Origin of the sequence: Streptomyces sp. NPDC001380, from assembly GCF_042895785.1 — a bacterium.
Classification (GTDB): Bacteria; Actinomycetota; Actinomycetes; order Streptomycetales; family Streptomycetaceae; genus Peterkaempfera.
In genome coordinates this window covers 35,901-60,969 of sequence record NZ_JBIAWP010000003.1, presented here as the reverse complement: position 1 = coordinate 60,969, position 25,069 = coordinate 35,901, and the positions used below count along the sequence as shown (strand labels likewise).

Below are 25,069 nucleotides of genomic sequence, written 5' to 3'. Positions count from 1 at the left end.
AAACAGCGCCACACGATGACCGGCAGTGCGGGGCCGGACGCTTGCCGGCTCCCCGGCCCCGCTACCTCCTGAGAGAGGCGTTCCCCACGATGACAGAGACCATCTCCGAGCGCACCGCAACACCCGAGGCACCGCCCGCCGATCCCGCGACCGCCGCCCCGGCCGTCGCCGTATCCGCGCCGAAGGGGGCGCGCGGGCAGACGACGGGCGGGCTGCCCGCGGTGCCGCTCGCGGTGACCACCGCGAACGCCGCCGTCGCGCTGGCCTCCGCCGCCGCCCTGACCACCGGCCCGATCGCCGCCCTCACGGCGGCGGCCGGGGCGGCGGCCACCGCCGCAGTCAGCGCCCGCACCGGACGCGCCGCCACCCGCCTCACCCGCACCGCCACCCGCGCCGCCGCGAACCGCACCGCCTCCCCCGCCGGGACGGTCCGGACCGGGGGCCGCCCCGCCGGGCCCTCCGGCCGAGGCGGGCAGGGCAGCCGCACCGTGCCCCGGCAGGCCCGCCCCACCATCAGCACCAGCACCGGCCACCGCACACCGACCCGGGCGGGCGGGAAGTCCGCCGCCGGACACGGACCGCTCTCCGCCCTCAAGAACGGCACCGCGGCCGGGCGCCGGTCCGCCGACCGGACCGCAAGCACCGGGACCGGGCGGCCGGCCCGCACCCCGGTGGGGGCGGTGCGGGCGCTGCGTCGGGACCACCGGGCGGCGGCCCCGACCCGTCAGGACCGCCGTACCCGGCAGACCGCCGCGCGGCGCCAGCTGGTGGACGCCCGCCGCACGGCCAAGGCCCAGGCCCGGGACCAGCGGGCCGCCACCCGCGGGGCGGCGGCCCGCACCCTGGCCAAGCCGATGCGGGCCGCCCGCCGCGCCGCCGAGGCCGCCCGCGGCAAGGCCCGGGAGACGGCCGACCGGCGCCGGCTCGGCAAGGTGGCCGCGGCTCGCGGTGAGACCCGCAAGGCCCCCGCCCGCAAGTACGCCCGCCAGCAGCTGCGCCGCTCCGCGGCCCGCTTCCACGGCCGGCGCCTGCTGGCCGCGGTGCTGGCCGGCCCGGTCGGGCTGCTCGGCATCCTCAGCACCATGCTCGGCCGCCGGCTGAACCTGCCGTGGCTGATGCACCCCGGCCGCCGCCTCTACCGCCGCCTGACCGCCACCGCCCGCGACGCCCGCACCGCGCGGGACACCGCGATCCGCGCCGACCTCGCTGACGCCGAGGCCGCCGCCGACGCTGCCGCGCAGGAGACGGACGCCTCGCCCGTCGGCGAGGAGGTCCCGCGCGCCCCCAAGAACCACACCGCCCACCTCGCCCAGTCCACCCAGGGAGAGCACGTGTCCAGCACCGGTTTCAACTTCGACGAGGCCGCCTCCGAGATGTACGCCGCGGCCACCTCCTTCGAGCCCGACGGCATGATGCAGGTCCTGGCCTCCATGGAGTCCATGCCCGAGGCCCTGACCTCCGTGGCGAACACCTTCCGCATCCTGGCCGAGCGCTGCGACTCCGAGTTCCCGCTCGACTCGGCCGTCGGCGAGGCGCTGAACGAGGTCTACGAGCGGCTGATGCAGGCGGTGACCGCGTCGGAGGAGGTGGCCAAGACCTTCCGCACCCGGCACGAGGGCGACATCGCCCGCCACGAGGACCCCCGCACCGGCGAGGACAAGTGGGACACCCACAACAACCAGTGACCCCACCCCACCCGCACAGCGCCAGCACCACGGGCCGCCCCGCGCACCGGGGCGGCCCGCCCCCTTCCCGGCACCACGACCCGTCTCGGGAGACCCGCATGGGACAGCCGCAGCACACCCTGAACCTGACGAACCTGCCCAAGCCCGCGCCCAAGCGGTCCCGCCGCAGGCGGGAGTGGATGCCGCCGCTGGACTGGACCGCCGGCCACGGTCCCGTCACCGGAGCCCTGTCCGCGACCACCGGCGCCGCGGCTGTCGCGCTGTTCGGCGCCGCGACCTCCATGCCGCCGGGCTGGCCGATGGCCGCCGGCGCCGCCGGGGCGCTGGGCCACGGCGTCGGGCACACCCTGATCCGGCGGATGACCGGCCGGACCCTGGTCACCCGCGCCGCGTCCTGGCTGCTGGCCGGCGGCTGGACCACCTGGGCCATGGCCACCGGACCCCTGTCCTGGGCCGCCGCCGGGACGCTGGCGACCCTCGGGGTGGGGATCGGGGCGATGGCCTCCCACGCCGCCATCTGGGAGGAGGCGGTGGAGGAGGAGCGGATCAGCGCCGAGGCCCGCGAAGCCGCCCGCAAGCTCTCCGCCGGCCGCGAGGCGATCGCCCGGGAGTGGGAGGCCCGCATCAAGCGGGTCACCGGCATCGACGTGCGGGTGTTTGCCGTGGAGCAGTGGAAGACCGGCGCCGGGTTCTCCCTGGCCGCCGAGCTGCCCGGTGGCGCCGCCACCTGGGACCGCATCGCCGCCGCCGCCCGCGCGCTCGCAACGGATGCGCGGCTGCCGCTGGGGTGCACGGTCGGGGTGGAGGAGGGCGACCGGCAGGGCCGCGTCGTCCTGGACATCGCGACCCGCAACGTGATGGCGGGCAGCTACGACTACCCCGACGACTACTCGGCGCTGTCGATCCTCACCGGCATCCCGTGGGGGCTGCTGCCCAACTCCGAGACCGTCGAGGTGGTGCTGCGCGAGGCGTGCGCGCTGATCCTCGGCCCGCCCGGGGCGGGCAAGTCCACCTTCCTCGACGTGGTGCTGGCCGGGTTCGCCCGCTGCACCGACGTGCTGACCTTCCTGGTCGACCTCAAGGCCGGCGCCGCGGGCATGTCGTGGGTCCGCCCCTGGCTGGAGGCGCTGGGCCGCGCGCGGACCAAGCCCGGGACGGCGCGCCCCCCGGAGGACACCCGCCCCGGGGTGGACTGGCTGGCCGCCACTCCGGAGGAGGCGCTGCGGATGTTCCGCGCGGCGCTGGCCATCAACGGCGCCCGGCAGCTCGGCTACCAGGACCTGATGGACCGGGAGGACACCACGCTGCTGCCGGTCTCCGCCCAGGTGCCGCAGATCATGATCGTGGTGGACGAGGGCGCCGAGCTGCTGTCCGCCACCTCCTTCCGCGACCCGACGATGAAGGCCCTGCAGGAGGCGGTGAAGAAGACCATGCGCACCACCCGCGCCATGGGCATCCGCCTGGTCCTCACCGCCGTCGACGGCAACGTCTCCGCCCTGGGGGACACCTCGGTGCGGAAGTTCTCCCCGGTCGGGGTGGCGCTGACCTCCGGGGAGTCCTCCGGCAACAACCTGGCCAAGCTCTTCCCCGCCGCGAAGGTCGACACCCGCCAGCTCACCGCGAAGGGCTGCGGCGTCATCGGGCAGGCCGGCGCCGACGGGTTCGCCCCCACCGGCTTCAAGGGCTGGCGGACCAGCCCGGCCATGGTCCGCCAGGTGGTGCTGGCCACCAACGACCGCCGCCCCACCCTGGACGCCGTCTCCGCCCGCGCGGCGGGTGAGGACTACGCCCGGCGCTGGGAGGCGGACCGCGCCGGCTGGCTCTGGCAGCACCCCGGCAACGACACCGGCGAGGAGACGGGCCCGGAGGAGGCCGGCCCCGAGGACGGCTCGGTCTACGAGTCGCCCCGGCCCGGCCGTCCCGGGGGGCTGAACCTCTCCTACCAGCGCCCCGCCCCCGGCCCGGCCGAGGACGCGGACGCGCTGGCGGACCGGTTCATGCGCGAGATCGACGCCACCTACGGCACCACCGACGAACCCCGCCCCACCCCGGAGCCCGAGCGCCCGGCCGGGCTGAACCTCTCCTACCAGCGCCGCCGGCCCGATGCCCCCGAGCCCGCCGCGGCGGGCGGGCCGGACTGGCTGCCCGAGGCCGTCGCCCTGATCGCCGCCGCCGGCACCGCCGGCATGAAGCCCTCCGCCGTCGCCGACGCCGTCGGCCGGGACCGCAAGACCGTCCGCGCCGCCCTGCGGGCCGCCGCCGACCGCGGGGAGCTGGCCTACCGGGACAACGGCCCGCACTCCGTCTACGTCCACCCCGACCACACCTGAGAACCGGTCACGCACAGCTACCGGGTAGTGGGTAGTGGGGCGCACCCCACTACCCACTAGACCACACCAGTAGAGCCCCTGAGGGCCCTCACGGGTGGCTTTTAGCGGGGACCCCACTACCCACTACCCAGTACCCACTACCCAGTACGGCCACGCTCCGTGACGAACGTGGTCCGCCTCGCCCTGCCCGCACACCGAAGAGAACCGGAGTCCGCCGTGCTCGTCACCCTGTCCACCGCGTTCCTGTTCGCCGTGATCACCGGCGTCCTGATCTGGGCCCGCCGCGTCACCCTCGGCACCGCCGCCATGGTCTGGCTCTCCGGCTTCACCATCGCCGCCACCGGCCTCGCCGAGCCCGTGAACGCCGCGCTCGCGTCCGTCCTCACCGCCCTGACCCGCCTGCACTGACCGGAGGAGACCCGTGGACACCGCCCCCGCGCCCCGCACGCCCGCCGACTCCGTCTACCGGCACCACCCCGTGCCGGGCCCGGTCGCGCTCCGGCAGGACACAGACCGCGTCATCCTCCCCGCCGCCCTCACCCCCGAGCACCTCGCCCTGCTGCTCGCCACCGCCACCCCCACGCCCACGCCGCAGCCCGCCCCGGCGCCGGTGGACACCCGGGTCTCCGGGCGGGCGAAGGGCGCCGCGCTGGTCGCCGTCTCCGGCGGCCTCGGCGTCGGCGCCGCCACCGCCGGGGTGGGCTACGGCGCCGGAATGATCGCCTCGGCCTCGGAAGGACTCATGACCGCCTCCCTCGCCCTCGCCCTCGGCTCCGCCTCCATCGCCGGCCTCACCCTCTTCCTGCGCACAGCCTTCGGCCGCAGCCACGGCGGCGGGGCCGGCGGACAGGCCGGGCCGCACATCACGCAGAACATCACCGCCACCGGCCTGTTCGGCCGCGCCCACGGCACCATCACCCACCGCTGACCAGCACCAGCCCGCTCAGCAAGAAGCGGCCGGCATCGCTCGCCAAAGGTCTGCCGGCCGCCCGTTCCTGCACGTCGCACACGACAGACAGGAGTCACCAGGATGCACCCCAGCACGCCCATCCCGCAGTCCCCGCACGCGGCCGACCTCGACACCCTCTACCGCGCCTACCGCACCCACGTCCTCACCCAGGCCCGCGCCGCCACCGGAGACGCCACGCTGGCGCAGGACATCGCCTCCGAGGTGTGGGCGTACCTCGCCGCCCACCCCCGGCCGCTGTCCGACCCCGAGCACCTCCACGCCTACCTCGCCGTGCTGGTCCGGCACGCCGCCGCCGACCACTACCGCTGCGCCTCCGCCCACGAGACCCCCACCGCCGACGATGCCCCCGCCTGGCACTGCGCCACCGCGCCGGCGGCCGAAGAGGCGGTCCTCGCCGAACCCGCCACGGAGCCGGGCCTGCCGGCCCGGTGGCGGGACGCCATGGCCACCGCACTGACCGGGCGGCAGCGCGCGGCGCTGCTGCTGCACTGCGAGGGCTTCTCCCAGCGGGCGATCGCCGCCCGTGAGGGCTACGCCCCCGCCACCGCCTCCTTCCACGTCCGCCGCGCGGTGGTCTACCTGCGCGCTGCCCTGGCCGTGTCCGGGATGGAGGTGGCCGCGTGAGTGCCCACCTCCTGCGGACCGCGCTGGACCTGGCCGCGGCCGGACTGCCGGTGCTGCCTTTGCGGGCGGGCAAGGTCCCGTTCGGCAACTGCCCCGCCTGCACCGGCAGCGCCTGCGGCGGCCGGCCGGCCATGAAGACCCCCGGCCCCTGCTCCTGCCCGGCCCCCTGTCACGCGTGGGCCGCCGCCACCACCGACCCGGCGGTGCTCACCTCCGACGCGTGGGCCTCCGCTTGGCGGCAGGCCGTAGCCGTCGCCTACCACCCCGGCGGCGCCGGGCTGACCGTGGTGGACCTCGACGACCCGGCGGCCATCGCCTGGGCCCGCGAGGCCCTGCCGCCCACCCGGACCGTGCCGACCACGCGCGGGGAGCACTGGATCTACCGCGGGGCGATGGCCTCGGCCAACGCGGTCCGGCCTGGCGTGGACCTGAAGTCCACGATGGCCTACGCCCGCTGGCTCGGGCCCGGCACCGGCACCCTGGCTGACCTGCCGGCGGCTGTCCGCGCGCTGAGGGCCAAGGCGCCCGCCGCGGTCCGGCCGGCGCCCGCCCCCGTGCCCCTGCTCCCCCTGGCCGGGGGTGGGAGGTGTCCGCACCGCACGCCCGCTTACCTGGAGCGCGGTATCGCCATGGCCGAGCAGCGCATCACCCAGGCCGCCGCCGCGGTGCACGCGACCGTCTACCGCACCTTCCTCGCCGTGCTCTCCACGCACGGGTGGTGCGGCTGCCTCACCCCGGCGCACACCGCGCGGCTGTTCGCCGCCGCCCAGGACAAGGGCGAGTCGCCCCGGCACTGCGCCGACGCCTGGACCAACGCCCGCACCCGGTTGGGACTGTGACCATGTCCGAGGACGAGAAGACCCCCGCGCGCGAGGTCATCGCCGACTACGCGCAGGCGCACTTCCGCTACTTCCGCACCGCGGACGGCACTGTGTACGCGCAGAGGAACGGCCACCCCGTGGCGCGCCCGATCCGCTCCCAGGGCACCACCGGCAGCCACCGCCAGGAACTCATGGTCGGCCTGTACAAGGACGGCCTCGGCGTCTTCAACGGCACCGCCCTCAAAGAGGCCCTCGACCTGATCGAGGCCCTCGCCCTGACCGAGGACACCGAGGCCGTCCACATCCGCGTCGCCCCCGGGTTCGACGGCGCGACCTGGCTGGACCTGGGACGCGCCGATGGGCAGTCGGTGCGGATCCACCCCACCGGGTGGGACGTCCTCACCCCCGACCCGCGCGAGGTGTGCTGGCGGCGCACCCAACTCACCGGCGAACTCCCGCTCCCGGCGAAGGACACCAACGGCAAGGGCATCGACCTGCTGCTGCGGCTGTGCAACTTCGCCGGCGCCGCCACCGAATGCCTGGCCCTCGCCTGGCTGATCGGCTGCCTCGGCCCGTCCGTGCCCGTCCCGGCCCCCTTCCTCACCGGCCCCCAGGGCGCGGGGAAGTCCACCGGCGGACGGATGCTGGTGCGGGTCATCGAGGGCATGAGCGGCGACCTGCGCCGCGCGCCGAAGGACGAGGAGAACCTCATCGCCGCGGTCGCCGCGGGCTGGGTGACCGCTCTGGACAACCTCTCCCACATGACCCCCGACCTCTCCGACGCCATGTGCTGCATCGTCACCGGCGCCGAGAACGTCAAACGCGCCCTGTTCACCGACGGCGACGTCTTCCGCGCCCGCTACCGCCGCCCCCTGCTCCTGACCGGCATCGACGTCGGCGTCATCCGCCCCGACCTCGCCGAACGCCTCCTGCCCCTGCGCCTGGAACGCCCCGGTATCCGGCGCACCGAGGCGGAACTGTGGACGGAGTACGCCCAAGCCCTGCCCGTCATCCTCGGCTCCCTCCTCGACCTCACCGTCAAGGTCCGCGCCGCCGAGGCCGAGACCCCCACCGACCTGCGGATGGCCGACTTCGCCCACCTGTGCGCCCAGCTCGACGCCGCGACCGGCTTCGGAGCGCTCGCCGCCTACCGGGCCAGCCTGGACGACCTCAACGACGACGTCATCGAGGGCGACCTCCTCGCCCAAACCGTCCTCAGACACGCCGACACCCTCGACCCCGGCACCGCGCAGCGCATGACCTCCACCGAATGGCTGGCCTGCCTCAGCCGCCTCTACAGCGGCGACGACAGCCGCCCCCTGCCCAAGGGCTGGCCGACCACCGGCAAAGTCCTCTCCGACCGCCTCAAACGCCTCCAACCCACCCTCGCCGCCCGCGGCGTCCTCATCGACACCGGCCGCACCTGCGAGGGCCGCTACCTGGAGATGACCCGACCGACCCCCGCACCCCCGCATGAGCAGAAGGTGGTGTTCTGACCCGCAGCCCCACCGCCCGGGGACAAGCAAGAAGAGCACCCGGCCCCGCGCGCGGGTGCTCTTCTTGCTGTTCGGCGAAGCCGCCCGAGTGCGCGCCGCGCAGCGGCTCCTTCTCTTCGCTCTGAGCGCGCCTGACCACCTACAGACACCCCCTCTTTTGTCCTAAGAGGGAAGACGCTGCGTCATCTGCGTCATGCGAGCCGAAAAACGGGCCCTGACCTGCGGATACGGCCATGACGCAGACGGCCGCGCCTGCGTCATCCTGCGTCATCTGCGTCATGTGATGACGCAGCCCATGACGCGCCGATGACGCAGGCCCCGGCCGCTGCGTCACACGAAACCGCAGGTCAGAAGCCTGTATGACGCTGATGACGCAATGACGCAGAAATCCGCACCTCGGACAGGCGCAGGCCTTCGGCGCCGCCGGCCCTGGCCGCCAAGGCCGACCACACCCGAAGGGAGACCGTGCGCATCCGCCTGCACGGCACCAAAGACGAGTGCCGCCGCACCGCCGAAGCCCTCGCCACCGTCGTGGACATCCTCGCCGCCAGCCGCCCCTCCCCCGACCGGCCGGCCTCCCCGCTGGTCCGGCTCTACCTCACCACTACTCCGCCCACCGAGCACGCCGAGAAGGAGACCTGAGCATGGCCAAGCCGGAGTCCTTGAAGCTCTCCGAGGTCCTGGAAGAGATCCGCATGTCCCGTGCCGCCTTCTACCGCATGCGGGCCCGCGGACAGGCCCCGAGGATCCACACCCTCCCCAACGGGCAGATCCGCATTCACCGTGCCGACATGGACGCCTGGTGGGCCAGCCGGGCGGAGACCGCCGCCTGATCCAGGCGGACCAGCATCGCGGGGCCCGGCATCTGCCGGGCCCCGCCTTCGAGAGGAGATCCACCACCTTGGCCAAGCCGACCTATGACGTCCGCATGTGGGCGATCCGGCAGCGCACCGACCGCAACCAGACCTCCGCCGAACTGCGCTGGAAGGTGGGCGGCACGGCCCACTCGGCCACCTTCCGCACGAAGACCCTGGCCGACGGCCGCCGGGCCGAACTGATGCGGGCGATCCGGGCCGGGGAGCCGTTCGACGAACTGAGCGGACTCCCCATGTCCGAGATCCGGGCGCGCGACGACGTGAGCTGGTGCGTCCACGCCCGGGACTACATCGAGATGCAGTGGCCCACCTCGCCCGCGAAAACGCGCACCACCTTGGCCGATGCCCTGGCCACCGCCACGCCCGTGATGGTCTCCTCCCGCCGCGGGATGCCGGAGCCCGCGGTGCTCCGCACGGCTCTGTACGGGTGGGCCTTCAACGTCAACCGCTGGCGGGACGATCCCCCGGAGGAGATCCGCAAGGCACTGGAGTGGGTCGACCGCAACGCACTGCCCATGAGCGCGCTGGACGACCCGCTTCTGATGCGGCGGGTGCTCACGGCGTTCACGCTGCGTCTGGATGGGAAGCCGGCCGCCCCTTCCACGGTCCGCAGGAAGCGCGCCATCTTCCATCACTCCCTGGGCTACGCGGTGGAGGCCCGACGGCTGCCGCACAACCCGCTGTCACAGGTGCAGTGGAAGGTTCCCCCCGCGGTGGAGCAGGTGGAGCCAGCGTGCGTGGTCAACCCGCGCCAGGCGCGCGAGCTTCTGGAGGCCGTCCGGGCTCAGGGGAAGCGGGGTGTGCACCTGGAGGCGTTCTTCGGCTGCCTCTACCACGCCGGGCTGCGGCCGGCCGAGGCCGTGTGGCTTCGTGCGCCGAACTGCGACCTCCCCGCCGAGGGCTGGGGGAACCTGGTCATCGACGGTTCACGGCCCCGTGTGGGCCGTTCCTGGACCGACGGCGGCGCCGCCCATGACCAGCGCGGGCTCAAGTGGCGCCCTCGCAAGGAGACCCGCAGCATCCCCATTCCGCCGGTCCTGGTGGATTTGCTGCGCCGGCACATCGAACTCCACGGGACCGGACCGGATGGCCGGCTGTTCCGGACGGCGCGGGGCGGCATCGTGCAGGAGAGCGGCTACGGCGTCGTCTGGGCGAGGGCACGGGAAGGCGCGTTCACCCCGGCGCAGGTGGCCTCTCCCCTCGCGTCCCGGCCGTACGACCTGCGCCACGCCGCGGTCTCCCTGTGGCTGAACTCCGGGGTGGACCCGGCGGAGGTGGCCCGGCGGGCGGGTCACAGCATCGCCGTGCTGCTGCGGGTCTACGCGAAGTGCCTGGACGGGGCGACGGCCCAGGCTAACCAGCGGATCTCGCAGGCCCTGGAGAAGTAGGGGCAGTAGGCGAGACTCGCCCCACGCTGCCCCACGGATGCCCCACACGCACTGGTCAGCACCGAAATTCAGGTGAGACAGGGCGGGACAAACACACCCATTCGGCCCATCGGTCAGCGTCGGGCCGATCCGGGAATGAGAACGGCCCCTGACCACGTTTCCGCTGGTCAGGGGCCGTTCTTACTGCAAGTGGCGGGTGCAGGGTTCGAACCTGCGTAGCTTGCGCGACAGATTTACAGTCTGCTCCCTTTGGCCGCTCGGGCAACCCGCCGGGTCGTCTTGCCGGGCTGAGCCCCGCTCGACGACGTAAACAATACCCGATGCCCAGGGGTGCTCCGCCACTCCATTGATCACGGGCGGGTCGACCGGGCCGGGCTCGTCGGGCGCCCCCGGGGGCCCCGGTCGATAGGGTTGGTCCCAGCCAGTGACGTACCACCGCCAAGGAGAACCCACAGCATGGCCGACTCCAGTTTCGACATCGTTTCGAAGGTCGAGCGGCAGGAGGTCGACAACGCCCTCAACCAGGCCTCCCGCGAGATCGCGACGCGCTTCGACTTCAAGAACGTGGGCGCCTCGATCGCCTGGTCGGGCGAGAAGATCGAGATGAAGGCCAACTCCGAGGAGCGCGTCAAGGCGATCCTCGACGTCTTCGAGACCAAGCTGGTGAAGCGGAGCATCTCGCTGAAGGCGCTGGACGCCGGCGAGCCGCAGCTCTCCGGCAAGGAGTACAGGATCTCCGCGTCCATCAAGGAGGGCATCTCCCAGGAGGACGCGAAGAAGGTCTCGAAGATCATCCGAGACGAGGGCCCCAAGGGCGTGAAGGCCCAGATCCAGGGCGACGAGCTCCGGGTCTCCTCCAAGAGCCGCGACGACCTGCAGGCCGTCCAGGCCCTGCTCAAGGGCAAGGACCTGGACTTCGCCCTGCAGTTCGTCAACTACCGCTGACCCGTCGCCGCACCGCCGGCCCGGAGCCGCTCAGCGGGTGGCGAAGGGCCGGTCGGTGGGGACGATCTCCCGCCCCAGGGGCAGCAGGGAGATCGGGATGAGCTTGAAGTTGGCGATGCCCAGCGGGATGCCGATGAGCGTGAGGCACAGGGCGATGCCCGTGGTGATGTGGGCGAGGGCCAGCCACCAGCCGGCGACGACGATCCAGATGATGTTGCCGACGAGCGACCCGGCGCCCGCGTCGCGCCGCTCCACGGTGGTGCGGCCGAAGGGCCACAGGGCGAAGCCGGCGATGCGGAACGAGGCGATCCCGAACGGGATCGTGATGATCAGGATGCAGCAGATCACGCCGGCGACCACGTAGCCGATCGCCATCCAGAAGCCGCAGAGGACGAGCCAGATCACGTTCAGCAGTGTCTTCATGACCGGTACCCCGCCATGCGCTCGAGCCGGGCGATGCGTTCCGCCATCGGCGGGTGGGTGGAGAAGAGCCGCGAGCCGAGCTCGCCGGGCCGGAACGGGCTGGCGATCATCATGTGGCTCGCCGTCTGGAGCTGCGGCTCGGGGGGCAGCGGCAGTTGCTTCGTGCCGGCGTCGAGCTTGCGCAGGGCGCTCGCGAGGGCGGCCGGGTCGCCGGTGAGACGGGCGCCGTCGGCGTCGGCCTGGTACTCCCGGGAGCGGCTGACGGCGAGCTGGATCAGGGAGGCCGCTATCGGGCCCAGGATCGCGATCATCAGCATGCCGGCCAGGCCCGGGCCCTCGTCGTCGTCGCTGCGGCCGAACGGGATCAGCCAGGCGAAGTTCACCAGGAACATGATCACCGAGGCGAGCGCGCCGGCGACCGACGAGATGAGGATGTCGCGGTTGTAGACGTGGCTCAGCTCGTGGCCGAGCACGCCGCGCAGCTCGCGCTCGTCGAGGATGCCGAGGATGCCCTCGGTGCAGCAGACCGCGGCGTTGCGCGGGTTGCGGCCGGTCGCGAAGGCGTTGGGGGCGGGGGTCGGCGAGATGTACAGGCGCGGCATGGGCTGGCGGGCCGAGGTGGAGAGCTCGCGGACGATGCGGTAGAGCCAGGGCGCCTCGATCTCGCTGACGGGGCGCGCGCGCATGGCCCGCAGGGCCATCTTGTCGCTGTTCCAGTACGCGTAGGCGTTGGTGCCCAGGGCGACGACGACGGCCACCAGCAGGCCGGTGCGGCCGAAGAAGCTGCCGATCAGGATGATCAGCGCGGAGAGGGCGCCGAGCAGGACGGCGGTCCTCAGTCCGTTGTGCTGGCGGTGCACGGACGGCCCTCCAAGACGTACGACGGGGAAGCCTTCTCCTCAGGTCAACGCGGGGACGCGCTGCTCTGGTTCCCTTCTCCCCCGCGGGCGGGCCCCGCACAAGCGGGGCGGCCCGGACGGGGCGGGTGCGGGCCCGGGGCGGCCCGGACGGGGCGGGTGCCGGTCCGGGGCGGCCCGGACGGCCGCGGGGAGGAGGGGCGGCTCAGAAGAGCGCCGCGTCGACCACCCGGAGGACGAGCTGCGGGGCGGCCGAGAGGACGACCGCGGCGGCGGCGGTGAGGGCCACGGCCGCCGCCAGGGGGGCCGGGGTGCGCGGCGGCCGGGCCGCGGCGCCCTCGGCGCCGGCCTCGGGGGCGGGGGCCGGGGCGAAGAGGCGGGCGGTCCAGGCCAGGTAGTAGTACAGCGCCACGACGACGTTGGCGGCCATGACGACCGCGAGCCAGCCGAGGCCCCCGTCGATCGCGGCGCGGAAGACCACGACCTTGGCGAAGACGCCGACCACGCCCGGCGGCAGGCCGGCCAGGCAGAGCAGGGCGAAGGCGAGCGCGAGGGCGGCGCCGGGGCGGCGGGAGAAGAGGCCGCGGTAGTCGTCGAGCCGGTTGCCGGGGGCGGTGCGGCCGACGGCGGCGACCACGGCGAAGGCGCCGAGGTTGACCACCGCGTAGACGAGGGCGTACGCGGCGGTGGCGCCCAGCGGGCTGCTGCCGCTGTGCCCGTACCCGGCGGCGGCGAGCGGCACCAGCAGGTACCCGGCCTGGGCGACGGAGGACCAGGCGAGGAGGCGGACCGCGCCGCGCGGGGCGTCGGGCCGCTGCCGGAGCGCGGCGGTGTTGCCGGCGGTCATGGTGGCGGCGGCGAGGACGGCCAGCAGCAGGCCCCAGGTGGGGGCGTAGGGGCGCAGGGCGAGGGTGGTGACCAGGGCGATCCCGGCGAGTCCGGCGGCCTTGGAGACGACCGACAGGTAGGCGGCGACGGGGACGGGGGCGCCGGTGTAGGTGTCGGGCAGCCAGAAGTGGAAGGGGACGGCGGCGACCTTGAAGGCGAAGCCGACGAGGGTGAGCGCGGCGCCGGCCTCGGCGAGGTGCCGCAGCTGCGCGGGGGCGCGGTCGAGGCCGTCGGCGAGGGCGGTGAGGTGGAGGGTGCCGCCGGCCGCGTAGAGGAAGCCGACGCCGAGCAGCATGACCGCGGTGGCGGTGACGGAGGAGAGGAAGAACTTGAGGGCGGCCTCGCCGCCGAGGCGGTCGCGGCGCAGGCCGACCAGGGCGAAGGCGGGCAGCGAGACCGTCTCCAGGGCGACGACGAGGGTGGCGAGGTCGCGGGAGGCGGGGAGCAGGGCGGCCCCGGCGGCGCTGGAGAGCAGCAGGAACCAGTACTCGCCGCCGGGGAGGCGCTCCTCGTCGACGGTGTGCAGCGAGAGCAGCGCGGTGAGCAGGGCGCCGCCGAGGGCGATCAGCTGGAAGACCAGCGTGAAGTGGTCGGCGACGTAGGAGCAGCCGGCGTTGTCGGTGGTGCCCGCTACGGTTTTCAGGCAGAAGGTGGCGCGGTCGCCGTGGCGCAGGGGGACGAGGGCGAGCAGGGCGAGGGCGAGGGCGGCCACGGTGCCCCAGCCGAGCAGCTGCTTGCGCCGGGCGGGCACGAAGAGGTCGGCGACCAGCACGGCGAGCGCGGCGACGGCGGCGACGAGCGGAGGGGCGATCGCGGTCCAGTCGACGGACTGGATGAGCGCGCCCGCGTGCGACACGGCGAGGTCGGTGAGGCTGAGCGTCTCGGTCATGGCGGGCTGCCCGGGGGTGGGAGTGGCGGGGAGGCTGGGGAGCGGCACGGGTCAGCCGCCTCCGAGGAGGCTCTTGACCGCGGGGGCGGACAGGCCGAGGAGGACGGCGGGCCACAGCCCGGCGACGACGGTGAGGGCGGCGAGGGGGCTCCAGGCGGCGGCCTCGTAGCCCCGCACGTCGGCGAGGGGGGCGGTGGCGGGGACGGCGTCGGTGCGGGGGGCCTGCGCGGGGTCGCCCATGCAGACGCGGCGGACGACGGTGAGCAGGTAGGCGGCGGTGAGGAGGGTGCCGAGGCCCGCCAGGGCCATGAAGACCAGGTACGCGGGGCGGGAGAGCCCGGCGGCGGGGTGGAAGGAGCCGAACATGGCGAGCAGCTCGCCCCAGAAGCCGGCCAGGCCGGGCAGTCCGAGGCTGGCGACGGCGGCGAAGGCGAGGAGTCCGCCGAGCCGGGGCGCGCGCCCGTAGAGGGCGGCGCCGGTGGCGGTGCCGGTCCCGGCGAGGCGGTCGAGGTCGGCGGTGCCGTACCGGTCCTTGACGGCGCCGACGAGGAAGAACAGCAGGCCGGTGATGAGGCCGTGGCCGATGTTGGCGAAGAGCGCGCCGTTGACGCCGGTGGGGGTGAGGGTGGCGATGCCGAGCAGGACGAAGCCCATGTGGCCGACGGAGGAGTAGGCGATGAGCCGCTTGAGGTCGCCCCCGGCGCCGGGGCGGGCGAGGGCGAGGCAGACGAGGGAGCCGTAGACGATGCCGACGGCGGCGAGGGCGCCGAGGTAGGGGGCGAGGGCGGCGGCGCCGTCGGGGGTGGCGGGGAGCACGACGCGGACGAAGCCGTAGGTGCCCATCTTGAGGAGCACGCCGGCGAGCAGCACGGACCCGGCGGTGGGGGCGGCGGTGTGGGCGTCGGGCAGCCAGCTGTGCAGGGGCCACATCGGGGCCTTGACGGCGAGGCCGAGGCCGATGGCGAGGGCGGCGGTGACCTGGGTGGTGCGGGAGAGGCCGTCGCCGTGGCGGGCGGCGAGCGCGGTCATGTCGAAGGTGCCGGCCTCGCTGCCGAGCAGGAGCAGGCCGAGCAGCATGACGGCGGAGCCGAGCAGCGTGTAGAGGATGAAGCGGTTGGCGGCGGGGCCGCGCCCCTCCCCGCCCCAGCGGGCGATGAGGAAGTACATGGGGATGAGCACGACCTCGAAGGCGAGGAAGAAGAGCAGCAGGTCGAGCACGGCGAAGGTGCCGAGCATCCCGACCTCGAGGAGGAGCAGCAGGCCGGTGAAGGCGAGCGGGGAGGGGGTGCCGGGGCCGTCGGGCAGGCGGCGGGTCGAGTACAGCGCGCAGAGGAAGGTGAGCAGCGCGGTGAGGACGAGCAGCGGCAGCGAGACGCCGTCGACGCCGAGGTGGAGCCGCACGTCGAGGGCGGGGATCCAGCGGACGTCGGTGACGGCCTGCATGCGGCCGGGGTCGCCGTGGTCGAAGCCGGCCGCGAGGGCGACGGCGAGGAGCAGCACCAGGCCGGTGACGGCGGTGCCGAAGCGCAGGGCGCGGCGGCCGCGGACCTCCGGGTCGGCGCCGAAGGTGCGCGGGGCGAGGGTGGCGGCGGCACCGAGCAGCGGCAGCAGGAGGAGGGCGATGAGGACGGCGTTCACCGGGCGGTCTCCGTGAGGGGGGCTGGTGCTGCGGGCGCGGTGGCGGGGCGGCCGGTCATGTGCCCACCGCCACGGCGACGACGAGGACGACGGCCCCGGCGAGCAGGGCGCCGAGGTAGGCCTGGGCGTTGCCGTTCTGGGCGCGGCGGACGGCGGCGCCGAGCAGGCGGGCGCCGAGGCCGCTGCCCTGGACGTAGCCCTCGACGACCTCGCGGTCGAGGAAGCGGGCCAGGCGTGCGGCGGCGGCGGTCGGGGCGGCGAAGACCGCGGCGTAGAGCCGGTCGAGGCCGAAGCCGCGGGTGGCGGGGGTGAGGAGGGGCCCGAGCAGGGTGCGGGCCGGGTCGGGGGTGAGGGCGACGGCTTCGGCGGCGGCGATCGCGGCGTCGATGGCCTCGTGGGTGGGCGGGGCGCCGGCGGGCCGGGCCGGGGGGAGGTCGGCGGCGAGGTCGGCCGGGGTCTCCTCGGGGGCGGCCTCGGTGCCCGCGGGGCGGACGGCGTGTTCGGCGGCGGCGCGCTCCAGGGCGGTGTTGGCGGCGTCGGCCTGGGCGCGGGCGACCTGCCGGGAGGCGGCGCGCCAGGCGGTGTACGCCACGAGGACGCCGGCGGCGGCGAGGCCGGTGCCGAGGACGGCGGTGTCGGAGGAGGGGCGGAGCGATCCCCCGTCGAGGAGGGAGGGCAGCCAGTCGGTGCGCAGGCCCGCGACGCCGAAGGCGAGGGTGGGGACGGCGAGCACCCACAGCGGCCAGCGCATGGCGTGCGGCTCGGCGGCGCGGCCGCCGGCCGCGCCGTCGGGGGCGTCGTCGGGGGCGAGGGCGGACACGACGGGGCGGGCGGCGGGCGCGTGGAAGGCCAGCAGCCAGAGCCGGGTGGCGTAGGCGCCGGTGAGCAGGGCGGTGACCGCTCCGGCGACGAGGACGATCCAGCCCGCGGCGGCGGGGACGGCGTCGGCGGGGCCGAGGCCGCGGGTGAGGGCCTCGCCGGTGGCGGCGTGCTCGGCGGCGGTGAGCACCGACTCCTTGGTGAAGAAGCCGGTGAGGGGCGGCAGGCCGACGAGGGCGACCAGGCCGATGCCCATCGTCCAGGAGGCGTCGGGGACGCGGCGGCGCAGCCCGGGCATACGGGACATGGCGGTGAGCGAGTTGGTGTGCGCGGCGTGGATGACGACACCGGCGGCGAGGAAGAGCAGCGCCTTGAAGAAGCCGTGGCCGAGGAGGTGGAAGACGGCTGCGTCGCGGTCGCCGGAGGCGAGGGCGCCGGCCATGTAGCCGAGCTGGCCGACGGTGGAGTAGGCGAGGACGCGCTTGACGTCGTCCTGGGCGAGGGCGCACAGGCCGGAGCCGACCATGGTGACGGCGGCCAGGACGGCCAGGACGACGAGCGCGGCGGCGGAGAGCAGGAAGACCGGGAGGAGGCGGGCGACCAGGTAGATGCCGGCGGCGACCATGGTCGCGGCGTGGATCAGCGCGGAGACCGGGGTGGGGCCGGCCATGGCGTCGGGCAGCCAGGTGTGGAGCGGGAACTGGGCGGACTTGCCGGCGACGCCGGCGAGGAGCAGCAGCGCCACCAGGGTGGGGTGGCCGAGGTGCCCGTGGGCGGCGGCGTCCAGGACGCCGCTGATGCGGAAGGTGCCGGCGTCGGCGCCGAGGGCGAAGAGGCCGAAGAGGAACGGCACGTCGCCGAGCTTGGTGACGAGGAACGCCTTGAGGGAGGCGGAGCGGGCGTCCGCGGTCTCCCAGTGGTGGCCGATGAGGAAGTAGGAGCAGATGCCCATGACCTCCCAGCCGACCAGCAGCACGATGAGGTCGCCGGAGTAGACGACGAGCATCATCGCGGCGGTGAAGAGGGAGACCAGGGCCGCGTAGGAGGGGTAGCGGGGGTCGTCGCGCAGGTAGGCGGTGGAGTACACCTGCACGCAGGTGGCGACGGTGCCGACCAGCACGGCGACGGCGGTGGCGAGCCCGTCGAGGTGGATCGCGAGGTCGATCGCGGGGCCGCCGGTGGGGGTGAGCCGGGTGGCGGCGTCCAGGGTGCGGCCGGTGCCGAGGTCGAGGGCGACCAGCAGGGCGAGGACGGCGGAGGCGGCGACGGGGAGGACGGCGAGCGGCCGGACGAATCCGGGCGCGCGGCGGCCCGCGGCGAGGCCGGCTGCGGCGCCGAGCGCGGGCAGCGCGGGGACGAGCGCGGCGAGGGTGACGGTCATGCGGCGGCCCGGCCCTTCTCCTGGTCGGCGGCCCGGGAGGGGCCGGGGTGCCCGGCGGGGAGGGCGCCGTCGGCGGGTTCGGCGTTCTCGGCGAGGTCGCGGAGCCGGTCCACGTCGGCGGTGCCGCGGTTGCGGAAGACCATGAGGACGACGGCGAGGCCGAGGCCGATCTCGGCCGCGGCGACGGTGATGGTGAACAGGGTGAGCGCCTGGCCGGCGTGGAGGGTGTCGCGGAGCCAGACGTCGAAGGCCACCAGGTTCAGGTTGACGGCGTTCAGCATCAGCTCGACGGACATCAGTACGAGGACGGCGTTGCGCCGCGCGAGCACGCCGTAGACGCCGACGCTGAAGAGCAGGACGGCGAGGACGGCGGGATAGGCGAGGTGCATCGGCGGTCAGCGCTCCTGCGGGGGTGTCGCGGGGTTCGTCGCGGGGTTCGCGGAGGTCCCGGGGGCGGCGGGGGTCGCGGTCGGGGCGACCGGGGCGGCCGGGGTCCGGCGGGCAGCCGAGACGGCCCGGCCGGGCCGGGGGCGGGGCGGGCGCGGCGGGGTGCGGTCCCCGTCGCGGCGGGAGAGCACGATGGCGCCGACCAGGGCGGCGAGGAGGAGGACGGAGAGCGCCTCGAAGGGCAGCACCCAGTGCCGGAACAGGCTGGACCCGGTCGCCCTCGCGCTGCCGGTCCCGGCGTCCAGGTCGACCCAGGTGGTGCGGAAGGCGTCGACGACGAGGGTGACCAGGGTGGCGGCCGCGGCCGCGGCCGTGCCGAGGGCGACGGGGCGGTTGCGCGAGTCGGCGTCCGGCGAGCGCCCGATGGGCGCCCTGGTCAGCATCAGGCCGAAGAGGACGAGCACGACGACGGACCCGATGTAGATGAGGACCTGCACCCAGGCGATGAACTCGGCGGTGAGGAGGAGGAACTCGACGGCGAGGCCGCCGAGCGCCACCACCAGCCACAGGGCGGCGTGGACGAGCTGCCGGGTGGTGACGGAGAGCACGGCGGCGCCGAGGACGGCGAGGCCGACCAGGACGAAGACGATCTCGACCCCGGTCGGGGACAGGAAGGAGTGGCCCTGGGGCGAGAGGGAGCCGGCGGCGAGGGGTCCGGCGGCGAGGCCGGGGCCGAGGACGGGGGCGGTCACGAGTCCTGCTGCTCCTCTGCGCTGTCCGGGGACGGGGACACGGCGGCGGGCGCCGCAGCGGCCTCCCGCGCCGCGGCGGCCGCGGCCGCCTGCTTGTCCGCGGTCTTGCGGGCGGCGGCGACCTCCTTGGGCTCCTCGGCCGCGGGGTCCAGGGCGGGCGGGGCGGGGACGGTCCACATCCACTCGCGCAGCCGGTCCCGCTCGTGGGTCAGCTCGTGGATGTCGGTCTCGGCGTACTCGAACTCCGGCGACCAGAAGAGGGCGTCGAAGGGGCAGACCTCGATGCAGATCCCGCAGTACATGCAGAGCGAGAAGTCGATGGCGAAGCGGTCGAGCACGTTGCGGGTGCGGGCCCGCGCGCCGGGGTCCGCGGCGGGCAGCGTCTCCTTGTGGGAGTCGATGTAGATGCACCAGTCCGGGCACTCACGGGCGCAGAGCATGCAGACCGTGCAGTTCTCCTCCAGCAGCCCGATCACACCGCGGCTGCGGGGCGGCAGCTCCGGCTGCACGTCCGGGTACTGCGCGGTGACGGACCTGCGGGTCATCGTCCGCAGGGTCACGGCCAGGCCCTTGGCCAGGCCGCGGCCGGGGAGGGGGGCCATCAGGAGATCACCACCTTGACGACGCCGGTGAGGGCGAGCTGGGCGAGGGAGAGCGGGATGAGGACGGTCCAGGCGAACCGCATCAGCTGGTCCTCGCGCAGCCGGGGGTAGGTCACGCGCAGCCAGATCACCACGAAGGCCAGGGCGAAGGTCTTGAGCAGCGTCCACAGCCAGCCCAGGCCGTCGGAGAACGGCCCGTGCCAGCCGCCCAGGAACAGCACGGTGGTCAGCGCGCAGAGGACGAGGATGCCCGCGTACTCGGAGAGGAGGAAGAGGGCGAACCGCAGTCCGGTGTACTCGGTGTAGGCGCCGAAGATGATCTCGGAGTCGGCGACCGGCATGTCGAACGGGGGACGCTGCAGCTCGGCGAGGCCCGCCGTGAAGAAGACGAACCCGCCGACCACCTGCCACGGCACCCACCACCAGTGGAAGGCGTCGACGATGCCGGACAGGGAGAGCGTGCCCGCCGCCATGGCCACCGAGGCGGCGGCGAGCAGCATCGGCAGCTCGTACGACATCAGCTGGGCGGCGGTGCGGATGCCGCCGAGGAGGGAGAACTTGTTGGCGGACGCCCAGCCGGCCATCAGCGACCCGAGGACGCCGACGCCCATCACGGCGAGGACGAAGAAGAGGCCCGCGTCGACCGCCTGGCCGACGAGGCCGTGCGGTCCGACCGGGATCGCGATCAGCACGACCAGGTACGGCAGCAGGGCGACGGCCGGGGCCAGCTGGAAGACGCGGCGGTCCGCCTCGGCGGGGACCACGTCCTCCTTCTGCGCGAACTTCACGCCGTCGGCGACGAGCTGGGCCCAGCCGTGGAAGCCGCCGGCGTACATCGGCCCCAGGCGGCCCTGCATGTGGGCCATCACCTTGTGCTCGGTCTGGCCGATGACCAGGGGGAACACCAGGAACACGGCGAGGACGGCGACGCAGCGGAGCAGCGCGTCGAGCAGGGTCATGCGCTGTCTCCGTCCGGGCGGGATGCGGGGTCGGGGCGGGATGCGGGGTCGGGGCGGGAATCGGCCTCGGGGTGCGGGGCGTCGGAGGCGGCGGGGTCGCCGTCGGCACCGGTGCCCTCCGGGGCGTCGGCCTCGGCCGTGCCCTCCGCACCGGCGGGGGTGCGGGGTGCGCCGGGGGTACCGGGCGCGGCGGGCCCCGGGGCGGCCTGCGGCGCCGGGCCGGGCTGCGGGGCTGCGGGGGCTCCGGGCTCGGCCGGGGCGTCCGGGACCGCAGGGTCCACCGGGGGCCGGGGCACCCGGGGTTCCGCGGAGGTCGCGGGCGGTTCCGCGGAGGTCGCGGGCGGTTCCGGGGCGGTCTGCCAGGGCGCGTCCGGCGTGCGGCGGCGCTCCCGGCGGGGGGCGGCGTCACCGCCGGCCGGGGCGGCAGGCCCGGCGGCCGGGGTGGCCTGGCTGGCGGAGCCCTCGCTGACGCTGCGGGCGCGGCGGGGGCGGTCCGCCCGTACCGGCCGCTCGCCCGGCGCTGCGGCGCCGGCCGCGCCCGCGGCGGCGCGTCCCGCGGCACCCGCCCGGGCACCGCGGGCGGGCCGCTCGGGGGCCGGGGGCAGGGTGCCCTTGAGCGGCCCCCACTCGTTGGGGTCGGGCACGCCGGGCGGCAGCATCCGGCGGCGGCCCGCCGCCTGGCCCTCGCCGTGGTCGCTCTCGCCGGGCTCCTTGGCGCCCGGCCACGCCTTGGCGACCCGGGCGGCGAGCACGAACTCCTTGCGCAGCGGGTGGCCCTCGAAGCCGTCGGGCAGCAGGAGCGTCGCCAGGCCGGGGTGGCCGGTGAAGCCGATGCCGAACATCTCGTGGGTCTCCCGCTCGTGCCAGCCCGCACCGGCGTAGACGCCGGTGGCGGTCGGCAGGGAGGCGGCGTCGCGCGGCACGCGAGTGCGCAGCAGCAGGTGGCGGACGGGGGCCGCCCCGCCGACGGCGGCGAGGTGGGCGACGACGGAGAAGCCCTCCGCCAGCTCGTCCACCGCGCTCAGCCAGTCGAAGTAGGCGAGGCCGAGGGTGTCGCGGGCGGCGGTGAGGGCCTCGGTCCAGTGCTCGGCGGGGACGTCCACGGTGAGCAGCTCGTAGGTCTCCTCGGCGGTGGCCCACGGTCCGACGGCGGCGGCCACCTCCTCCGGGGTGCGGTCGCGGGTCACCGGTCCGCTCCGGACCGCGGGGTGCCGGACGCGCCGGCGGCGGGGCCGGACCCCGGGCCGCCGACCAGCGGGCGGCGCAGCGCCGCGTCCGGGACGCGGGGGGCGGCCGGTGCGGCGTCGGGGCCGTCGGCGTACCGCTCGGCGAGCGACTCGCCGGCGATCTTCTCCTGGAGCTTGAGGATGCCCTGGAGCAGCGCCTCCGGCCGCGGCGGGCAGCCGGGCACGTAGACGTCCACGGGGATGATCTGGTCGACGCCCTTGGTCACGGCGTAGGAGTCCCAGTAGGGGCCGCCGGAGTTGGAGCAGGCGCCGAAGGAGATGACGTACTTGGGCTCGGGCATCTGCTCGTAGAGGCGCTTGACCGCGGGCGCCATCTTGTCGGTGACGGTGCCGGAGACGATCATCAGGTCGGCCTGGCGGGGCCCGGGGGCGAAGGGGATGACGCCCATGCGGATGAAGTCGTGCTTGGCCATCGAGGCCGCGATGAACTCGATGGCGCAGCAGGCCAGGCCGAAGTTGAAGCACCACAGGCTGTAGCGGCGGCCCCAGTTGAGGACGACCTTCACCGGGTCGGGCGCGAGCCGGGCCAGCGGGCCGAGGCGGCGCTGCTCGACGGCGGCGCCGGGCCGGGCCGGGTCCGGGATGCCGAGCGGCACCGGGCCGCCGGCCGGAGCACCGTGGCCGTGGCCGGCGCTGTGGCCGCCGGAGGTCCCGGGGGTCCCGGAGGTCCCGGAGGTGCGGACGGGGGTCACGTCCATGCCAGGACGCCCTTCTTCCAGGCGTAGAGCAGGCCGACGGCGAGGAACCCGATGAAGACGAACATCTCCACCAGCGTCCCGGCGCCGTAGCCGGGGGCGGCGAAGACGGTGGCCCACGGGAAGAGATAGATGGCGTCCACCGCGAAGATCACGTAGAGGAAGGCGTAGACGTAGTAGCGGATATGGGTCTGGGCCCAGCCCTCCCCCACCGGGTCCACGCCGCACTCGTAGGCGAGCAGTTTCTCCGGCGTGGGCACCACCGGCCGCATGAGCCGGTTGGCCGTGAACGCGACCGTGACGAAGAGCACGCCGACGACGGCCAGCAGCCCGACCGCGGCGTAGGCGTCGAAGTAGCCGCCGTCCCTCGCCGGGCCGTCCGCCGACGCGGCGGCCCACTGCGCGAGCCGCCCCACCGTGCGGGGCGCCTGCGTTGCCTCCATGATCGGTGTCCCTCGGTGTCCCTTTACGCAGCCATGACGTTCCGTACGCCTGGGAGTCTAGGTGCACCCGGCCCCGGGCCGTGAACCCCTCCCGAGGTGCGGGACGGCGGGGGTCCGGCGGTGCGGCGCGCGGAGGCGCGCGGGGGCCTCCCCGCCCGGGCCTGCGGAGGCCCCGGGCCCGCCCGGGGGGTGGGGCTGTCCCCCCGGCGGACCGGGCGGCCACCCCATGGCCCCCCACGCCTCCGGGACGGCAGGCTGGAGCTGTCGGGGCCGCTGGGCGCGGGCCGGGGACCGGGCAGCGGGGACCGGGCGGATCGGAGGAGAGAGGACGTGCACACCATGGAGGGGTCGCAGCGCAGCGCGGCGGCGGGGCCGGGGACCCGGCCCGACGGACCGGCGGACGGAACAGCGGACGGGCCGGCGGGCGGAACGGCGGGCGGAACGGCGGGCGGGTCCGGCGTCCGGGCCGACGCCCCGTACGGGGCGCGGACGTGGGCGGCGACGGCGTACCTGCTGCTGAGCCTGCCGGTGGGCCTGGCCGGCTTCGTGTTCACGGCCGTCCTCGTCTCGGTGGGCGCCGGCCTGGCCGTGACGGTGGTGGGCCTGCCGCTGCTGGCCGCGGGCCTGCTGGGGTGCCGGGCGCTGGCCTCGGCGGAGCGGGTCCGGGCCGCGCGGCTGCTGGGCCTGCGCGTCCCCGAGCCGGATCCGCCGCTGCCGGGGCGCCCCGGCGCGGCCGGGCGGATCGCCGCCGTGCTCACCGACGGCCAGGGCTGGCGGGCGGCCCTGTACTTCACGGTGCTGCTGCCCTGGGGCGCCCTCACCTTCGCCGTGGCGCTGGCCGTGCTGCTGGTGGGCTGGCCCGTGCTGCCCTGGGTGGTGCGCGGCCTGACGGCCGTGGACCGGGCGCTGGTGGCCGCGCTGCTGAGCCCGTCGCCGCTGTCGGAGCGGGTGCGGGAGCTGGAGGAGGACCGCGGCACGGTCGTCGACACGGCCGCCGCCGACCTGCGGCGCATCGAGCGGGACCTGCACGACGGCGCACAGGCCCGCCTGGTCGCCCTGGCCATGGACCTGGGGATCGCGCGGGAGCGCCTCGCCGAGGACCCCGGGACCGCCGCCCGCGTGGTCGACGCGGCGCACGGCGAGGTGAAGCTCGCCCTGCAGGAGCTGCGCGACCTGGCCCGCGGCATCCACCCGGCCGTCCTCACCGACCGCGGCCTCGACGCGGCCCTGTCCTCCGTCGCCGCGCGCTGCACGGTCCCGGGCGGCGTCCGGGTCTCCGTGGACCTGCCCGACCGGCCCGCGGCCGCCGTGGAGGGCATCGCGTACTTCACGGTCAGCGAGCTGCTCACGAACGTCTCCAAGCACGCCGGCGCCCGCACGGCCGCCGTGGACGTGTGGCGGAGCGGCGACCGGCTCATGCTCCAGGTGCGCGACGACGGGCGCGGCGGCGCCCGGGAGGAGGCGGGCGGCGGACTGGCCGGGCTCGCCGAGCGGGTCCGCGCGGTCGACGGCGTGCTCCTCGTGGACAGCCCGTCCGGGGGCCCGACCACGGTGACGGCCGAGCTCCCCTGGCACACCCGCACGGCGGTCCGCGGCTGAGGAGCGGAGGGCGGTCCCGATCCTGCGGGGACGGCCGGACCGGGGCGGGGCAGCCCGACCGGGCCGAGGCAGTCCGACCAGGGCGGGGCAGTCCGACCGGGCCGGGGCGGGCAGGGGTCGGGGCCGCCGCGGGGTGCCGGGGTCGGTACTGCGGCCGGGGCGCGCACAGGCAGCGGGCGCGCCCCGGCCGGAGCGGGCCCCCCTGGAGGGAGGGCCCGGACGCGGCGGCGTCCGGTGCAGGCCCTTGCGCTGGGTGTGCACGGCTGCCGCCGGTCCCGGAGGGGGACGGTCGGGGTCCGGGAGCGGATCCGCCCGGGGTGGGCGGCCCTCCGGCCGGGGTGCGGGTCATGCCCGGG

Annotated in this window: 24 protein-coding genes and 1 tRNA gene; 12 read left to right on the top strand and 13 right to left on the bottom strand. The window is 75.4% G+C overall.

Annotation, left to right across the window (positions count from 1 at the left end; all coding sequences use genetic code 11):
- The first annotated feature begins 89 nt into the window (after positions 1–89).
- The 10 genes from ACFY07_RS05100 to ACFY07_RS05055 all read left to right on the top strand — a co-directional run bounded on the left by ACFY07_RS05100 (position 90) and on the right by ACFY07_RS05055 (position 10,189).
- The gene (locus tag ACFY07_RS05100; protein WP_390867463.1) at positions 90–1,685 is read left to right on the top strand and encodes a hypothetical protein; all 1,596 of its coding nucleotides are present in this window, start codon (positions 90–92) and stop codon (positions 1,683–1,685) included.
- A gap of 98 nt (positions 1,686–1,783) precedes the next feature.
- Entirely contained in the window at positions 1,784–4,015 is a 2,232-nt protein-coding gene (locus tag ACFY07_RS05095) for a hypothetical protein (protein ID WP_390867462.1), read from the top strand.
- 159 nt (positions 4,016–4,174) lie between these two features.
- Positions 4,175–4,423: a hypothetical protein gene (locus tag ACFY07_RS05090; protein WP_390867461.1), complete on the top strand. Its 249-nt coding sequence runs from the start codon at positions 4,175–4,177 to the stop codon at positions 4,421–4,423.
- A gap of 13 nt (positions 4,424–4,436) precedes the next feature.
- Positions 4,437–4,943, top strand: coding sequence for a hypothetical protein (locus ACFY07_RS05085; protein ID WP_390867460.1), 507 nt, complete (start codon positions 4,437–4,439; stop codon positions 4,941–4,943).
- 102 nt (positions 4,944–5,045) lie between these two features.
- On the top strand, positions 5,046–5,609 hold the full coding sequence (locus ACFY07_RS05080; protein WP_390867459.1) for an RNA polymerase sigma factor: 564 nt from the start codon (positions 5,046–5,048) through the stop codon (positions 5,607–5,609).
- Positions 5,606–6,448, top strand: a complete 843-nt coding sequence (locus ACFY07_RS05075; protein WP_390867458.1) for a bifunctional DNA primase/polymerase — start codon at positions 5,606–5,608, stop codon at positions 6,446–6,448. Before ACFY07_RS05080 ends, ACFY07_RS05075 begins: the two co-directional genes overlap by 4 nt.
- Positions 6,449–6,450: 2 nt before the next feature.
- On the top strand, positions 6,451–7,926 hold the full coding sequence (locus ACFY07_RS05070) for an ATP-binding protein (RefSeq protein ID WP_390867457.1): 1,476 nt from the start codon (positions 6,451–6,453) through the stop codon (positions 7,924–7,926).
- Between the two features lie 465 nt (positions 7,927–8,391).
- Entirely contained in the window at positions 8,392–8,568 is a 177-nt protein-coding gene (locus tag ACFY07_RS05065; RefSeq protein ID WP_390867456.1) for a hypothetical protein, read from the top strand.
- A gap of 2 nt (positions 8,569–8,570) precedes the next feature.
- Positions 8,571–8,759, top strand: a complete 189-nt coding sequence (locus tag ACFY07_RS05060) for a helix-turn-helix transcriptional regulator (protein WP_390867455.1) — start codon at positions 8,571–8,573, stop codon at positions 8,757–8,759.
- A gap of 95 nt (positions 8,760–8,854) precedes the next feature.
- Complete coding sequence (locus ACFY07_RS05055; protein WP_390867665.1) at positions 8,855–10,189, top strand: tyrosine-type recombinase/integrase; 1,335 nt, start codon at positions 8,855–8,857, stop codon at positions 10,187–10,189.
- 190 nt (positions 10,190–10,379) lie between these two features.
- Here ACFY07_RS05055 and ACFY07_RS05050 read toward each other — a convergent pair.
- Positions 10,380–10,460: transfer RNA gene (locus ACFY07_RS05050), tRNA-Tyr, on the bottom strand.
- Positions 10,461–10,645: 185 nt separating this feature from the next.
- Here ACFY07_RS05050 and ACFY07_RS05045 point away from each other — a divergent pair.
- Positions 10,646–11,134, top strand: a complete 489-nt coding sequence (locus ACFY07_RS05045; protein WP_230648895.1) for a YajQ family cyclic di-GMP-binding protein — start codon at positions 10,646–10,648, stop codon at positions 11,132–11,134.
- Between the two features lie 30 nt (positions 11,135–11,164).
- Here the strand turns inward: ACFY07_RS05045 and ACFY07_RS05040 are convergent, their stop codons facing one another.
- From ACFY07_RS05040 to ACFY07_RS04985, 12 genes are all read right to left on the bottom strand, one after another.
- On the bottom strand, positions 11,165–11,557 hold the full coding sequence (locus ACFY07_RS05040; RefSeq protein WP_390867454.1) for a YccF domain-containing protein: 393 nt from the start codon (positions 11,555–11,557) through the stop codon (positions 11,165–11,167).
- The gene (htpX, locus tag ACFY07_RS05035) at positions 11,554–12,417 is read right to left on the bottom strand and encodes a zinc metalloprotease HtpX (protein ID WP_390867453.1); all 864 of its coding nucleotides are present in this window, start codon (positions 12,415–12,417) and stop codon (positions 11,554–11,556) included. Before htpX ends, ACFY07_RS05040 begins: the two co-directional genes overlap by 4 nt.
- 202 nt (positions 12,418–12,619) lie before the next feature.
- Positions 12,620–14,191: an NADH-quinone oxidoreductase subunit N gene (locus tag ACFY07_RS05030; RefSeq protein WP_390867452.1), complete on the bottom strand. Its 1,572-nt coding sequence runs from the start codon at positions 14,189–14,191 to the stop codon at positions 12,620–12,622.
- Between the two features lie 51 nt (positions 14,192–14,242).
- Positions 14,243–15,829, bottom strand: a complete 1,587-nt coding sequence (locus ACFY07_RS05025) for a NuoM family protein (RefSeq protein WP_390867451.1) — start codon at positions 15,827–15,829, stop codon at positions 14,243–14,245.
- A 55-nt stretch (positions 15,830–15,884) separates the two neighbouring features.
- Positions 15,885–18,029, bottom strand: a complete 2,145-nt coding sequence (locus ACFY07_RS05020; protein WP_390867450.1) for an NADH-quinone oxidoreductase subunit L — start codon at positions 18,027–18,029, stop codon at positions 15,885–15,887.
- The gene (nuoK, locus tag ACFY07_RS05015; protein ID WP_390867449.1) at positions 18,026–18,418 is read right to left on the bottom strand and encodes an NADH-quinone oxidoreductase subunit NuoK; all 393 of its coding nucleotides are present in this window, start codon (positions 18,416–18,418) and stop codon (positions 18,026–18,028) included. The genes ACFY07_RS05020 and nuoK overlap by 4 nt, the downstream gene beginning before the upstream one ends.
- 6 nt (positions 18,419–18,424) lie before the next feature.
- Positions 18,425–19,087: an NADH-quinone oxidoreductase subunit J gene (locus tag ACFY07_RS05010; protein ID WP_230649081.1), complete on the bottom strand. Its 663-nt coding sequence runs from the start codon at positions 19,085–19,087 to the stop codon at positions 18,425–18,427.
- A gap of 77 nt (positions 19,088–19,164) precedes the next feature.
- Entirely contained in the window at positions 19,165–19,770 is a 606-nt protein-coding gene (locus tag ACFY07_RS05005) for an NADH-quinone oxidoreductase subunit I (protein WP_230648908.1), read from the bottom strand.
- Positions 19,770–20,729, bottom strand: a complete 960-nt coding sequence (gene nuoH / locus ACFY07_RS05000) for an NADH-quinone oxidoreductase subunit NuoH (RefSeq protein ID WP_230648910.1) — start codon at positions 20,727–20,729, stop codon at positions 19,770–19,772. Before nuoH ends, ACFY07_RS05005 begins: the two co-directional genes overlap by 1 nt.
- Complete coding sequence (locus ACFY07_RS04995; protein ID WP_390867448.1) at positions 20,726–21,916, bottom strand: NADH-quinone oxidoreductase subunit C; 1,191 nt, start codon at positions 21,914–21,916, stop codon at positions 20,726–20,728. Before ACFY07_RS04995 ends, nuoH begins: the two co-directional genes overlap by 4 nt.
- Positions 21,913–22,674 carry an NADH-quinone oxidoreductase subunit B gene (locus ACFY07_RS04990; protein ID WP_390867447.1) on the bottom strand — a complete coding sequence of 254 codons (762 nt, stop codon included), beginning with the start codon at positions 22,672–22,674 and terminating at the stop codon, positions 21,913–21,915. The genes ACFY07_RS04995 and ACFY07_RS04990 overlap by 4 nt, the downstream gene beginning before the upstream one ends.
- A complete protein-coding gene (locus ACFY07_RS04985) occupies positions 22,665–23,114 on the bottom strand; it encodes an NADH-quinone oxidoreductase subunit A (protein WP_230648916.1) in 450 nt (149 codons plus the stop codon). Before ACFY07_RS04985 ends, ACFY07_RS04990 begins: the two co-directional genes overlap by 10 nt.
- 339 nt (positions 23,115–23,453) lie before the next feature.
- Here ACFY07_RS04985 and ACFY07_RS04980 point away from each other — a divergent pair, with 339 nt between their 5' ends.
- Positions 23,454–24,713 carry a sensor histidine kinase gene (locus ACFY07_RS04980; RefSeq protein ID WP_390867664.1) on the top strand — a complete coding sequence of 420 codons (1,260 nt, stop codon included), beginning with the start codon at positions 23,454–23,456 and terminating at the stop codon, positions 24,711–24,713.
- Positions 24,714–25,069 lie beyond the last annotated feature (356 nt).

What these genes read in the sequence shown, in the direction of transcription:
- ACFY07_RS05100 (WP_390867463.1), top strand. Translation starts at nt 90, where the DNA reads ATGACAGAGACCATCTCCGAGCGCACCGCAACACCCGAGGCACCGCCC.
- ACFY07_RS05095 (WP_390867462.1), top strand. Translation starts at nt 1,784, where the DNA reads ATGGGACAGCCGCAGCACACCCTGAACCTGACGAACCTGCCCAAGCCC.
- ACFY07_RS05080 (WP_390867459.1), top strand. Translation starts at nt 5,046, where the DNA reads ATGCACCCCAGCACGCCCATCCCGCAGTCCCCGCACGCGGCCGACCTC.
- ACFY07_RS05070 (WP_390867457.1), top strand. Translation starts at nt 6,451, where the DNA reads ATGTCCGAGGACGAGAAGACCCCCGCGCGCGAGGTCATCGCCGACTAC.
- ACFY07_RS05060 (WP_390867455.1), top strand. Translation starts at nt 8,571, where the DNA reads ATGGCCAAGCCGGAGTCCTTGAAGCTCTCCGAGGTCCTGGAAGAGATC.
- ACFY07_RS05055 (WP_390867665.1), top strand. Translation starts at nt 8,855, where the DNA reads ATGTGGGCGATCCGGCAGCGCACCGACCGCAACCAGACCTCCGCCGAA.
- ACFY07_RS05045 (WP_230648895.1), top strand. Translation starts at nt 10,646, where the DNA reads ATGGCCGACTCCAGTTTCGACATCGTTTCGAAGGTCGAGCGGCAGGAG.
- ACFY07_RS05040 (WP_390867454.1), bottom strand. Translation starts at nt 11,557, where the DNA reads ATGAAGACACTGCTGAACGTGATCTGGCTCGTCCTCTGCGGCTTCTGG.
- ACFY07_RS05030 (WP_390867452.1), bottom strand. Translation starts at nt 14,191, where the DNA reads ATGACCGAGACGCTCAGCCTCACCGACCTCGCCGTGTCGCACGCGGGC.
- ACFY07_RS05020 (WP_390867450.1), bottom strand. Translation starts at nt 18,029, where the DNA reads ATGACCGTCACCCTCGCCGCGCTCGTCCCCGCGCTGCCCGCGCTCGGC.
- nuoK (WP_390867449.1), bottom strand. Translation starts at nt 18,418, where the DNA reads ATGCACCTCGCCTATCCCGCCGTCCTCGCCGTCCTGCTCTTCAGCGTC.
- ACFY07_RS05005 (WP_230648908.1), bottom strand. Translation starts at nt 19,770, where the DNA reads ATGGCCCCCCTCCCCGGCCGCGGCCTGGCCAAGGGCCTGGCCGTGACC.
- nuoH (WP_230648910.1), bottom strand. Translation starts at nt 20,729, where the DNA reads ATGACCCTGCTCGACGCGCTGCTCCGCTGCGTCGCCGTCCTCGCCGTG.
- ACFY07_RS04990 (WP_390867447.1), bottom strand. Translation starts at nt 22,674, where the DNA reads ATGGACGTGACCCCCGTCCGCACCTCCGGGACCTCCGGGACCCCCGGG.
- ACFY07_RS04985 (WP_230648916.1), bottom strand. Translation starts at nt 23,114, where the DNA reads ATGGAGGCAACGCAGGCGCCCCGCACGGTGGGGCGGCTCGCGCAGTGG.
- ACFY07_RS04980 (WP_390867664.1), top strand. Translation starts at nt 23,454, where the DNA reads ATGGAGGGGTCGCAGCGCAGCGCGGCGGCGGGGCCGGGGACCCGGCCC.